We start from the raw sequence: 12882 nt of genomic DNA on the forward strand, positions 1-12882 counted from the left end.
ATAATTTTACTTTTAGTACAATTTAATTTCATACTTTTCTTTCAATCTGTTTGTTTTTAAAAAGCATATTGATAGTTTTGTGTGCATATTTAACCCCCAAACCTACTTACTTAAAATGAGAAAAAAAACTCACTACATTGTACTTGCGTTACTTTCAAGTATAATTTTTGGCTGCAGTGACGATGGAGATTCGTACAAACCAAATTACCTTCCGAGCATTGATGCTACAGCTTTACCCGCAGAAAATCATCCAATGACCATGTTTGCTGATGACGAAGATCCAGCAAGAATGTACGATAAAACAGATCGATGGTTTAGAGTAAATGAGCCGCTGCAGGTTATTCAAAAAGGAAAAGATTCTGTACAAATTTCGCTTTATTCGCCTGTTGGACTTAACGATGTAAAAATTTATGCAAAACTGCCGAATTACGATAAGCGATTTTTGATTTACAGTTTTTCAAAAATTCCTGCTTTTCACCGCTCGTTTCATAAAATACCTTTAACAGATCAGAAAAATGATTATTTGTTAGAAACAGGAAATACGGTAACAATTGACAAAATCGAAGGATTCTCTTCTGGTGCAATTGAATTCTCTGTTGAATCTGAAGATCCATTATTTCAAAAAATCAAAAAAATCAAATCCAATCATTTAGTGCAGTTTAATGATTCGTATCATATTAACGATTTAGGTAAATACCTTCCAATGAATCCGGCTTTGGCAAAAGAAGCAATAACAATGATTATCAATTATTCTTACGCCTTAAGCCATCCGTTATATTACAGCACTTTTACCAATTTTGATAAATACAAGCAAGAGCAGGCTGCTTTGGCAGGAACTGCTGTAAATGGGGCATTGAATTGGCACGGAAATGCTGATGACGTTGACGGAGTTTACGATTATATTTCAAAAGAAGAAATTGAAAAAATATATTGGAATTATCTAGATAAAAGAACGCTTTGGATAGCAATGGTTGGAGGTGATTCAGCCTGGGGCGGAGGAAATCTGGCATCACAATGGGAATCTGGATATGTTACCGGACATTGGTTAGGAGAAATGTCAGTTTGGTCGCATGAGTATTCGCATCATATTGGTTTTAGCCACAGCAGTAATTTAGCTAATAGCGGCGAAGGCGGCGGACAGCAGGAAATGCTGACTCATTTTTATAAATATTTGATTTATTTAAATGACCTTCCTTTTACAGATCCAGAGGTTTTACAAACTTATACAAAGACAAAATACCTTAACGGAACATACAAAAAACCAGTATTTACCATTAATCCAAAGAATCCATTTTTGCTGAAATATAAAGGCGAAGGAAAATGGAATTAAAATATAAAATAGATATGAAACATATTTTGACCTTAATTCTTGTACTTTGCTTTTTTACCAATTGCAGCAAAGACGATATTGAATCTAAAAATTACGATTACTATTATCCAACAGAACAAGCGACTCTAACCGCAGAAAATATTCCTGGAAGCACAGAAGCATTTGATCCTAAAGGAATAGCCGTTTCAAAAGATAAATTATACGTTGTTAATGGAAACGTTTTGGAAGTTTTTGATGCTCTTACTTTTACTCATATCAAAACCATTAAAGAATATGTAAAAGGAACAACTACAATCCCGCTAACGAGTTTGACTTCTGTTGCGGTTGACAATGGCCGTATTTATGTTGGAAGCACCGAATCCAGATTATTTGTTTTTGATGAGACCACAAATGCGGGAATCAGTACTGTTGGAAACGGACAATGGTGGAAGACTTTTGTACACGTTTTTGGCGTAGTTGTAAAAGATGGATTGGTATTCGTAAAAGAAAAAGAAAAGTCTATAAAAGTATTTGAAACCTCTCAGATTACAGAAACAAGCGATTGGGATTTACAGCCTCTGGCAAAATTAAACACATTAAATGGTTATACAGAAGTATATTCAATGGATGTGTATGGCGGTAATCTTGTGGTAGCAGGAAGAGATGCAAAAAGCTATTTGTACTATAATATTGCCAATATTAAAGCAAATGCTGCGGCATCTTTAACAACTCCAATCGAGCCTCAGAAAACACAATTTGTAGATATAAAACCAATTGCTGTTTCTTTCAGCAAAGATTGGGCAGTGACTTCAGAAAATGTTGGAAGTGCTTCTTATTTAAGATTATACCCAAAAGAAGATTTTATCAAACAAAATTACAAAGCAGTTGTAAACGCTTCAGATATTTTGGGACAGAATTCATTCGGAACTATTGTGGGAACGGCACAGCTTAATGATTTTATTTTTTTATCGGACAATACCAATAAAAAAATCAGAATTATAAAACTGAATAAATCTACTATTGCAGAACAGAATAATTAGTATTTAAATTCCAAAATAAAAAAAACAAATTCCAAATTCCATAATCAATTGGAGTTTGGAATTTTTTATTTGGAGTTTCTCCTAAGGATTTTTTATTTGAAATCAAAAAGTCTATTAAATTGATAGGTTAATAAAAGTTTTAAGAATTTATAGCTAAAAATTGGAAATAACTATTTAAATTTGCACTCGCTATGAAGAAATGTAACCAGAAAATGAATAATTATTATCATTGCAGCATGATGTGCTGTGCTGTTGTAATGGTATTTATTGATCTGGCTTAATATATAAAATGATAAAATTTATTTCCAAAAGCCTTTCATAACTATTTGAAAGGCTTTTTGATTTTAAAACGTAATTAAAGAATGATTGAATTAAAAAATGTTACCAAAACATTTCATCAGAAAGACAGAATTGTGGCTGCTTTATCTGATGTCTCGCTTAGAGTTCCTCCAGGGAAGATTTTTGGTGTAATTGGAACTTCTGGTGCTGGAAAAAGTACTTTAATTCGCTGTGTGAATTTATTGGAGAGACCAACTTCAGGAGAAATTATTGTAGACGGCAAAGCGCTTATGCAGTTATCAAATTCGGAACTGGCGATTGAAAGAAGACAAATCGGAATGATTTTTCAGCATTTTAATCTGCTTTCTTCACGAACTGTTTTTGAAAATGTTGCCTTTCCGCTGGAATTAGCTGGAACTTCAAAAACGGAAATTAAAACGCGTGTTTTAGAACTGCTTCAATTAGTTGGTTTAGCAGAAAAAGAAAATGATTATCCTGCAAGTCTTTCGGGAGGCCAGAAACAAAGAGTTGCAATTGCAAGAACTTTAGCCAATAATCCGAAAGTTCTTTTGTGTGATGAAGCTACAAGCGCGCTGGATCCTGCAACTACCAGATCTATTTTAAATTTATTGAAAGACATTAACAAACGTCTGAATATTACTGTTTTATTGATAACGCACCAAATGGAAGTTGTAAAATCTATTTGTGATGAAGTTGCGGTAATAAGTCACGGAAAACTAATAGAGCAGGGAAGTGTAGGCGAAATCTTTGCCGATCCGAAACATGATTTGACTAGAGAGTTTATTTCATCTTCTTTACATATTGATATCCCATCCGTTTATCAGGAAAAATTAAAACAAGAAGATGACGGAACTTTGAATCCGTTATTGAAATTAGAAATGACTGGGAAATCTGTAAATGAACCTGTTATTTCTGAAGTTTCAAGACTTTTTGATACTGATTTTAAAATTGTCAGTGCACAAATGGATCAGGCAGGCGATGTAAATTTTGGTGTAATGCTGATTGAATTATCAGGAAAGCGTGAAAATTATAGTGCCGCGATTCAATATTTTAATTCAAAACATATTAAAACAGAAATTATAGGTTATGTCTGATTCCATTATAGAATTATTGTTAAAAGGAACATGGGAAACCATTGTTATGACTTTTGTATCGGGATTTTTCGGTTTTTTACTGGGGCTTCCAACAGGAATTTTACTTTTTCTTACTCGTAAAAATCAAATTTTAGAACAGCCTGCTTTAAACAGGACATTATCTGTTTTAGTAAATATTTTTCGTTCGATTCCATTCATTATTTTAATCGTTTGGATGATTCCGTTTACACGCGCCCTTGTAGGAACTTCAATTGGTGTCAGTGCGGCATTAGTACCGTTAAGTATAGGAGCGGCTCCATTTATCGCCAGATTAGTCGAAAACAGTTTGTTAAGTCTTCCTTCAGGATTAATTGAAGCGGCACGAGCTTTAGGAGCAACTCCACTTCAAATAGTTTACAAAGTATTACTTCCAGAGGCTTTACCTTCATTAATAAACGCTGCATCAATTACCTTAATTACGCTTGTAGGTTATTCTGCAATGGGCGGCGCTGTTGGTGCGGGCGGACTTGGACAAGTGGGCTATCAGTACGGATATATTGGTTATGATGCTGTTACAATGAATTCGGTTCTGGCATTATTGGTAATTTTAGTATTCCTGATTCAGTTTGCAGGAGACAGATTATCAAAACGATTTGATCACAGATAATTATCAATTAAAAAATTAGAATTAAAAATTTAAAAATAGAATTGTCATGAAAATAAATTTCTTGAAAACAGCCGGAATTTTAGCTTTAGCACTTGTTGTAGCAAATTGCGGAAAAAGTAAAAATAATGATCCGCATTTTATAAAAGTTGGAGTAGCTTCTGGCCCAGAATTAAAAGTAGCCGAAGCAGCTAAAAAAGTAGCAAAAGAAAAATACGGCTTAGAAGTGGAATTGGTTTCTTTTAACGATTATGTGATTCCAAACGAAGCTTTAAGCCAAGGAGATATTGATGCGAATGCATTTCAGCACAAACCATATTTAGACGAACAATCGAAACAACGCGGTTACAAATTGGCAATTATCGGAAAAACATTTGTTTACCCAATTGCAGCTTATTCTAAAAAAATAAAAAGTCTTTCGGAATTGAAAAACGAAAGCACAATCATTATTCCGAATGATCCAACAAACGGCGGGCGTTCTTTATTGCTTTTGCAGAAAAACGGTTTATTGAAATTAAAAGACGGCGTTGGTTTACTTCCTAAAGTTACAGACATTGTTAGTAATCCTAAAAATTTGAAAATTTTAGAATTAGAAGCACCGCAATTACCTCGTGCCTTAGACGACGAAAATGTTTCTATCGCTATTATCAATAATACTTTTGCTTCTGCAGCAGGATTAGTTCCTTCCCACGATGCTTTATTTGTTGAAGATAAAGATTCTCCTTATGTGAATTTGGTAGTAAGCCGTGAAGACAATAAAAACGAAGAAAAAGTAAAACAGTTTTTACAAGCATTTCAATCTGCTGAAGTAGAAAAAGCTGCTGAGCAAGAATTTAAAGGTGGAGCTGTTAAAGGCTGGTAATTAATTGTTAATTATGAATTATTAATTATGAATTATGAATTATGATTTCGCCCATAACTCATAATTTATAGCATAACTCATAACTTTATAAAATAACGGGTTGATTTTGTAACGTTTATAGATTATTCCTTATTTAATTTAGGGAGATATTTCTAAAACAATAATCATGAGATCAATTTGGACAGGTTCGGTAAGTTTTGGTTTAATTAATATTCCAATTAAAATGTTTTCGGCGGTTGAGGAAAGCAGTCTTGATATGGATATGCTGGATAAAAAAGACCATGCAAATATCAAGTTTAAGCGTGTGAATGAAAGCACGGGTAAAGAAGTCGATTTTGCTAATATTGTCAAAGGATATAAAATTGACGATAAATATGTCATTTTAGACGATTCAGACTTTGAAGCTGCAGACGCCATCAAAACGAAAACTATTGACATTGAAAGTTTTGTTCTCGAAAAAGAAATTCAAAGTATTTACTATGAACAGCCGTATTATCTTGAACCAGACAAAGGTGCAATGAATGCTTACGGACTGCTTCGTGACGCGCTTCAGGCTTCAGGAAAAGTCGGGGTAACACGTTTTGTTTTAAGAAATAAAGAAAGCCTTGCGATTTTAAAACCTTATAAAGATGTAATTGTTTTAAATCGAATTCGGTTTGAACAGGAAATTAGAAGTACAAGTGAATTAAAATTACCGCCAATGTCGAAAAAATCTACAAAAGAAATGGATATGGCCGAAAAACTAATCGATCAGCTTACTGAGAAATTTGATATTACAGGATTTAAAGACGAATATACTGCCAAACTTTTGGACATTATTAAAAAGAAAGCCAAAGGAAAACCACAAAAAGCTTCTCCAAAACTTAAAGTCGTACACAAACAAAGTGACGACTTAATGGAAATGCTAAAAGCAAGTCTGGAAACTAAAAAGAAAAAATCATCTTAGCTGTTTTGTTTTTCTTCCAGCTTTAAAATAATCTTTTTAATATTGGCTCCTTTTGATAAAATAGGCTGCCATAAATCACCTTTTTTCTCAAAACGGCCTAATACATTTTTAATAGTAAATTGTGAAGGATGCAGTTTTTCTGTGACTTCACTCCATTCTAAAGGTGTAGAAACTGTAGCGCCAGGTTTTGGACGGACAGAATACGGCGCAGCCAAAGTTTGCCCGCGGCGGTTTTGCAGAAAATCTATATATAATTTGTTTTTTCTTTTCTTGATGCTTCTTTCAATAGAAGTAATTTTAGGAAGTCTTGCATGAACTTCTTTCGCAATTAATTCGGCTAAAATTTTAATTGAATCATAATCGTACTGCGCTCCAAGCGGAATATAAATATGAAGTCCAGTGGCGCCAGAAGTTTTGCAGAGACATTCCGTTTCCAATTCATCCATCACTTCTTTTACCACTAATGCTGTTTGTACTACTAATGGGAAATCATTTTCTGTAGCAGGATCTAAATCAATTACCAGCCAGTCTGGATTTTGAATATGCTTTATAGTTGAGTTCCACGGATTCATTTCTATACAGCCAAGATTTGCCATATAAAGTAAGGTTTCTTTATCATTACAAATCAAATAATTCACATCGGCATCATTCGATTCAGAGAATATTTTTTTGGTTTTCAGCCATTTTGGTGTTTTATCCAAATCAATATCTTTTTGATAAAAACTAGGAGAATCAATTCCGTTTGGAAAACGATTCATAGATTCTGGTCGGTCTTTTAAATATGGCAGCATAAGCGGTGCCACTTCATTATAATATTGAACGACATCGCCTTTTGTGATTCCGTCTTTAGGAAAATAGATTTTATTTTGGTTGGTTAAATGCAAAGTCGTTTTACCAATTTTCAAATCATAATCATTTTCAGTTTTATGTTCTTTTAAATCTTCCATTGCAGTTGTATTATCATTGGTTTTTTTATTCTCTTTGATATTGCCAATGAAATTTACTTCGCTGGCTTTTTTGTCTATTCTCAATCCTAAATAAACCGGATGTCTTAAATTTTTGTCCTGCGTCCATTCAGAATATTTTACCTGACAAACTACTTTGGGTTTAACCCATTGAATTTTGTCGCGTAAAAGCACTTTTTCCTTAAGTGGTGACTTATCAATAAAAAGAGGCTGTAATTTGGTATAAAGTTCTTTCAAAACAGATTCTGTAAAACCAGTACCGCATTTTCCAATAAATTGCAGTTCTTTTCCGTTGTACTGCCCCAGCAGAATTGCACCAAAATATTTTCTGGAATTTTTAGGTTCAGTAACTCCAATAATGATAGCTTCTTCTTCGTTAGAAATTTTAATTTTCAGCCAATTATTACTTCTATTTCCTACGGAATATGAGCTGTCTGCTTTTTTAGCGATAATGCCTTCGCTGTTACTTTTTCGGGCATTTTCAAATTGTTTTATTCCATCTCCGATTGTATGTTCAGAATAAAAAATATTCGAAAAATCATATTTATTAAATAAGATTTTAAGCAGTTCTTTTCGGTCAAGAAGAGATAAATCGGTTATTGAATTTCCGTCTAAATTCAATAAATCAAAAACATAATATTTTAAGTTGCCAACGCCGGTTTTAAGATAATTTTGAAGCATTTGAAAGTCTGCACGTCCAGCATCATTTTCAACTACAACTTCGCCATCGAGAATAACAGTATGATCTATTTTTTTTAATTCTTCTGCAATTGGTTTAAAATTAGAGTCAAACGAAATTTTATTTCTACTAAATAATTCTACACTTGGTGGATTAACTACAGCAATTGTACGATAACCGTCATATTTGTTTTCGAAAATCCACTCTTCATCGTCAAAAGGTTTTTCAGTTATATTGGCAAGCATAGGTTTTAAGAATCCTGCTTCGGCAGTTTTTGCTTTAGGCTTTTTTTTTACGGCACTTTTAGTTTCACTTTTTTCTTCAGTTTTGGAAATTAACTTTTCAGATCTCTTTTCTAATTCATCCAAAGTTCTTTTAGAAATAACCGATTTATCGTTTTCTAAAACATCAGAATCAGAAGCGTATTTGTCGTGTTTTTTAATCAACAGCCAGGCATTTTCCTGCTTTCCATGAAGTTTTACCAGAGAAAATTCGCCTTTAAGTTTTTTTCCTTTTAGGATAAAACTCAAACGCCCTTTTTTAAGATCGGCCAGTAATTGTTTTTCATCAGATGCTGTTTTTTCATCAGAAGTATAAGTTCCATTATCCCATACAATCACATTTCCTGCCCCATAATTTCCTTCAGGAATAGTGCCTTCAAAATCTTTATAACTATAAGGATGATCTTCAACCATCATAGCAAGACGTTTTACTTCAGGATCCATTGAAGGTCCTTTTGGAACAGCCCAGCTTTTTAAAACACCATTCATTTCTAACCTAAAATCATAATGCAAATGTGATGCGGCGTGTTTCTGCACCACAAAAATTAACTTGTCAGCCGATTTTTCGATTTCTCCTTTGGGCTCACGTGTTTGTTTAAAATCCCTTTTTTGGTTGTATTTAGACAGTGACATAAGTTTTCTTAGATTATCAGGGTTAACATAATAGCATAAAGTGCAGTCGCAACAACAGCAAAAATTATATGGGCAAAGAACAGCTGAATATAATAACCTCTAAAATCAATTGGGGGTTGATGATGGGTCATTTTAAAAATGATTATCCAGCTGATTATGCCAATTATACCGCTTATAGCGCCTAAGATAAGAGCAGTTAACGGTGTAATTGGTGCAATATTCTTTACCCAAATGATGTGATATCCAACTACAAACAAAAAACCAATTGCATAATGCAATATCCATCCCCAATTTATTTTTGCTTGTGTTGAAAGTTCAATTTTCATTTTGTCAATAGCGTAACTCAAGAGTACCGGCTCTTTATACAATTCCCTGAAATTTTTAGACATTGCATAACTAAACCATGTCATGGCAGATGTTGCCGCAATAGATACTAATAATAGTTGTAAAATAGTATAAAGCATGATATAGGTGATTTAGAGACTAATTGATACCAAAGTTAGTTTCCAAATACCTTTTCTGCTTATAGGATTAGAATTACAAATTACATAATTGTCAGTATATGAGATACTTGTTCAAATTAGTTGTGGGAAGAAACTGTAGCTTCCAGACTTGTGCTTAATATTGTTAAGGCTTTTTCCATTTCTTCTGGCTCCAAATTTCCAAACCCTAAACGGGTTGCAGTAAGATCTTTGGTTTGGTACAAAATGGTTTTAGGAAGGAATAATCCGTTTGTAGAGCATTCTTTCTGAAATTTTATAAGGTTAAAATCAGGAAGCCATTCTACCCAAATGGCTAAACCTCTCGGCGGTACTTTAAATTTAATTTTGCCTTTTAGTTTTTCATTAAGTAATGAAACAAAATAGTCTCTGCGTTCTTTGTAGATTTTTTTATTTTTTTTAGAAAGCCGATGCACTTCTCCTTCAGTAATCCAATCGGTTAAAACCTGTTCTTTAATAACATCAATTCCGGGTTCGAGAATGTTTTGATGTTTTTCCAGTTCTTTAATAAATTCAGATGGTGCAGCAACAAAACCATAGCTAAATCCCGAAGGTAGTGATTTTCCAAAAGATCCTATATAAACCACACGCTGGTTAGAATCAAATGCTGCCAACGGTAAAACAGGATTGTTATCATAATGAAAATCAAAGTCATAATCATCTTCGAGAATCACAAATCCATACTGATTCGCCAATTCCAAAACTTCAATTCTCTTTTTAGCACTCAGTAAAATTGTCGTCGGATAATGATAATTGGAAGTAAGATACAAAACTCTGATGGTAGAAGTTTCACAGATTTCTTTTAATCGTTTGGTGTCAATTCCGTCTTCATTTACTGGAATAGAAATAATGTGAGCTCCAGTATTGGTCAAAGTCATATTGGACATGTAATAGCCGGGAGAAGCCACCACAACTTTATCGCCAGGACTTATGAGCACTTTTGTAACCAGATACAAGCTTATTTCGTGACTGCTGGTTGTAAGCAGGTTTGAAGTCGAAATACGAATTCCTCTCGTAAGATTTAAATAATTGGAAAAATGGGTTTTAAAATTTAAATGTGATCGCAGCTCGATTTGTTCGTATGTTTTAGAAGTTTTTCGTCTCTTTAATTTAGAAACATAAAGTCTTGCCAGAACATCTGTTTGCACCAATCGCAAATCGGGCATCCCGTCATTAAATTGATAAGGCAGATTACTAATTTCTGTTGGATTTTCAAGAATCGTAGAACGCTGAAATGTAAAACCAGTATTTAATTCAGATTGATTTTGGTCTTTTACAACAGTATATTCAATTTGTTTTTTTTGTTTTTGCTGTGATAAAATAAATGTTCCTTTATTCGGAAGCGTTTCAATCCATCCCTGCGATTCCAGATCCTGAAAAGCTTTAATTAATGTATTGCGATTGACAGCCAATACTTTGCAGAGTATTCTTGTGCCGGGAAGTTTTGTTCCTTCGGGAAGAAAACCAGTTTGTATGGCTTTGATAAATTCAAAAACAATCTGAAGATAAAGCGCTGTATTTTCTTCTGGTTTGAGCTGAATAAAGCTTTTAAAAGGAATTTCAACCGGACTATCCATAATTACAAAACTGGTATACTTGATTAGTACGGCAAGATACTACTTTTGCCAAAAAAACGTTAACCAAATGAAAAAAATCTATTTTGCTGTTTTTACAGTAATTTGTACCAATTTTTACGCGCAGACCAAAAAAGATTCCATCAATAATATGGAGGAAGTTATAATTAATGAAAACCGTTTTACTACCCCAATTTCTAAACAAAATAGAAATGTGTATGTTATAACAAGTGAAACCATTAAAAAACTTCCAGGAAGAACGCTTCAGGAAGTATTACAATATGCTAACGGAGTTGACATTAGACAAAGAGGTCCGTTTGGAACTCAAGCCGATATTAGTGTAGATGGCGGAAGTTTTGAACAGACGGTTGTTTTGCTAAATGGAGCAAAAGTAATCGATTCGCAAACCGCTCATAATATGCTAAATCTGCCTCTTCCGGTAGAAGCAATCGAAAGAATAGAAGTAGTGCGTGGACCAGCTGCGAGAGTTTTTGGAATTAACAGTTTAACGGGAGCAATTAATATTGTAACTAAAAAACCAACAGATTCTGGATTTTTGGTAAGTACTTATGCGGGTTCTAATTTTGAAAAAGATACTCAAGATACAGGAGACACTTTTTACGGAACAGGTGTTCAGGCAGGAGCTGTTTTAGGTAAAGAAAAACAACAGCATTTAATTTTTGCTTCGCACGATAAAAGTAACGGTTACCGTTATAATACCGCATTTGAAAACAATAAAATTTTCTACCAAGGAAATGTACAGATCAATGATTCTAATGAAATTTTAGGTTCGGCAGGTTACATCAAAAACGGCTTTGGAGCAAACGGATTTTATGCAGCGCCTGGAGATCGCAATTCTACCGAAATAGTGCAGACTACATTTGCCAATATCCAGTCGAAACATGCTATTACAGAAAATTGGAAAATTATGCCGAGAGTAACTTACCGCTATAATTATGATGATTACCGTTACTTAGGAAACTCAAATTTGAATGTTGGAAGAAGTCAGCATTATACTAATTCTATCGCTGGAGAATTGAATTCGACAGTTAAATTGTCTAAAGGCGAAATTGGTTTTGGCGCAGAATTTAGAAATGAAAATATTCATTCTACTAATATTGGCGATCACGACCGTGAGAATGTTGGAATCTATGCCGAATACAGAACAAGTTTTACAGAAAAACTAGACGTAAATTTAGGAACTTATTTAAATTATAATTCTGATTATAAATGGCAGGTTTATCCTGGAATTGATGCTAGTTATGCCATTACAGATGCATTTAAAATCATTGGAAATGTGGGAACAAGCCAGAGAATTCCATCGTTTACAGATTTATATTTAAAGCAGACAGGAAATATTGGTAACGCCGATTTAGATTCAGAGAATGCTTTTCAAAGTGAAATTGGTTTTAAATACAATAAAAGAGCTTTAAGTTTCAATGCCAATTATTTTTACAGAAAAATAAACAATTACATCGATTGGATGCGTAACTTAACTACTCAGCCTTGGCAGAGTCAAAACACCGGCGATTTAAAAACAAACGGAATTAATTTGCGAGGTAATTACAGATTTGATTTTTCTAAAGATTCAAGATTAAATATTCTTTTAGCTTATACTTATTTAGATTCTCAATTTGAAAGTTCTCGTACCGAAGTATATTCTAAGTATCTTATTTCTTCGTTGAAACATCAAATAACAAATACGATCGATTATCAATACAGAGATTTTTCCGTATTGTTTGCAACACGCTTTGACGAAAGAATTACTGGACCTTCTTATTGGGTAAATGATTTTAGAATAAGTCAATCTATTCAAAAACTTACAATCTTTTTAGATGCGCAGAATATATTTAATGCTACTTATTATGAAGTAGGAGCGGTGCCTCTGCCTTCAAGATGGTTTACTTTGGGAGTAAAATTGGTTACTTTTTAGTTTTAAAAGCCTGTAAATCGAAATTTACAGGCTTTTTTATTGCTAATCAAACCAATTGCGGTTATATAAAATTCAATAGAAATATTGTAAAATAAACTGCTTTATAAGTAGTTACTTAGCTTT

General features: G+C 33.4%; 10 protein-coding genes. 7 read left to right on the forward strand and 3 right to left on the reverse strand.

All coding sequences use genetic code 11. From position 1 onward, the window contains the following. The first annotated feature begins 115 nt into the window (after nt 1–115). The 6 genes from EDB96_RS07050 (at nt 116) to EDB96_RS07075 (ending at nt 6194) form a co-directional block, all read left to right on the forward strand. Complete coding sequence (locus EDB96_RS07050; RefSeq protein WP_134139899.1) at nt 116–1330, forward strand: hypothetical protein; 1215 nt, start codon at nt 116–118, stop codon at nt 1328–1330. Between the two features lie 14 nt (nt 1331–1344). After that, on the forward strand, nt 1345–2349 hold the full coding sequence (locus EDB96_RS07055; protein ID WP_243839315.1) for a PQQ-binding-like beta-propeller repeat protein: 1005 nt from the start codon (nt 1345–1347) through the stop codon (nt 2347–2349). Nucleotides 2350–2711: 362 nt separating this feature from the next. Next, nucleotides 2712–3743 (forward strand): methionine ABC transporter ATP-binding protein MetN, encoded by a 1032-nt coding sequence (gene metN, locus EDB96_RS07060; RefSeq protein ID WP_134139903.1) that lies wholly within the window; start codon nt 2712–2714, stop codon nt 3741–3743. Further along, nucleotides 3736–4389, forward strand: a complete 654-nt coding sequence (locus EDB96_RS07065; RefSeq protein ID WP_057116737.1) for a methionine ABC transporter permease MetI — start codon at nt 3736–3738, stop codon at nt 4387–4389. Before metN ends, EDB96_RS07065 begins: the two co-directional genes overlap by 8 nt. Nucleotides 4390–4435: 46 nt before the next feature. Next, nucleotides 4436–5248, forward strand: a complete 813-nt coding sequence (gene metQ, locus EDB96_RS07070; RefSeq protein WP_134139904.1) for a methionine ABC transporter substrate-binding lipoprotein MetQ — start codon at nt 4436–4438, stop codon at nt 5246–5248. A 166-nt stretch (nt 5249–5414) separates the two neighbouring features. Continuing rightward, nucleotides 5415–6194 (forward strand): Ku protein, encoded by a 780-nt coding sequence (locus tag EDB96_RS07075; protein WP_057116735.1) that lies wholly within the window; start codon nt 5415–5417, stop codon nt 6192–6194. On the opposite strand, the gene ligD is transcribed toward EDB96_RS07075, so the two are convergent. The 3 genes from ligD to EDB96_RS07090 form a co-directional block, all read right to left on the reverse strand. Next, nucleotides 6191–8752 (reverse strand): DNA ligase D, encoded by a 2562-nt coding sequence (ligD, locus tag EDB96_RS07080; RefSeq protein WP_134139905.1) that lies wholly within the window; start codon nt 8750–8752, stop codon nt 6191–6193. The genes EDB96_RS07075 and ligD overlap by 4 nt on opposite strands. 8 nt (nt 8753–8760) lie before the next feature. Then, nucleotides 8761–9216, reverse strand: a complete 456-nt coding sequence (locus EDB96_RS07085) for a hypothetical protein (RefSeq protein ID WP_241774349.1) — start codon at nt 9214–9216, stop codon at nt 8761–8763. A gap of 116 nt (nt 9217–9332) precedes the next feature. Next, nucleotides 9333–10829 carry a PLP-dependent aminotransferase family protein gene (locus EDB96_RS07090; protein WP_134139907.1) on the reverse strand — a complete coding sequence of 499 codons (1497 nt, stop codon included), beginning with the start codon at nt 10827–10829 and terminating at the stop codon, nt 9333–9335. A gap of 67 nt (nt 10830–10896) precedes the next feature. Between EDB96_RS07090 and EDB96_RS07095 the strand changes: the two genes are divergently transcribed. Further along, nucleotides 10897–12759 (forward strand): TonB-dependent receptor plug domain-containing protein, encoded by a 1863-nt coding sequence (locus tag EDB96_RS07095; RefSeq protein ID WP_134139909.1) that lies wholly within the window; start codon nt 10897–10899, stop codon nt 12757–12759. The last annotated feature ends 123 nt before the right edge of the window (nt 12760–12882 follow it).

Origin of the sequence: Flavobacterium sp. S87F.05.LMB.W.Kidney.N (genome assembly GCF_004366435.1) — a bacterium.
Taxonomy (GTDB): domain Bacteria; phylum Bacteroidota; class Bacteroidia; order Flavobacteriales; family Flavobacteriaceae; genus Flavobacterium.

Bases quoted from the DNA above. Each gene is read 5' to 3' on its own strand.
- ligD (WP_134139905.1), bottom strand. From the start codon at position 8,752: ATGTCACTGTCTAAATACAACCAAAAAAGGGATTTTAAACAAACACGT.
- EDB96_RS07065 (WP_057116737.1), top strand. From the start codon at position 3,736: ATGTCTGATTCCATTATAGAATTATTGTTAAAAGGAACATGGGAAACC.
- EDB96_RS07095 (WP_134139909.1), top strand. From the start codon at position 10,897: ATGAAAAAAATCTATTTTGCTGTTTTTACAGTAATTTGTACCAATTTT.
- EDB96_RS07050 (WP_134139899.1), top strand. From the start codon at position 116: ATGAGAAAAAAAACTCACTACATTGTACTTGCGTTACTTTCAAGTATA.
- metQ (WP_134139904.1), top strand. From the start codon at position 4,436: ATGAAAATAAATTTCTTGAAAACAGCCGGAATTTTAGCTTTAGCACTT.
- EDB96_RS07075 (WP_057116735.1), top strand. From the start codon at position 5,415: ATGAGATCAATTTGGACAGGTTCGGTAAGTTTTGGTTTAATTAATATT.
- metN (WP_134139903.1), top strand. From the start codon at position 2,712: ATGATTGAATTAAAAAATGTTACCAAAACATTTCATCAGAAAGACAGA.
- EDB96_RS07085 (WP_241774349.1), bottom strand. From the start codon at position 9,216: ATGCTTTATACTATTTTACAACTATTATTAGTATCTATTGCGGCAACA.
- EDB96_RS07055 (WP_243839315.1), top strand. From the start codon at position 1,345: ATGAAACATATTTTGACCTTAATTCTTGTACTTTGCTTTTTTACCAAT.
- EDB96_RS07090 (WP_134139907.1), bottom strand. From the start codon at position 10,829: ATGGATAGTCCGGTTGAAATTCCTTTTAAAAGCTTTATTCAGCTCAAA.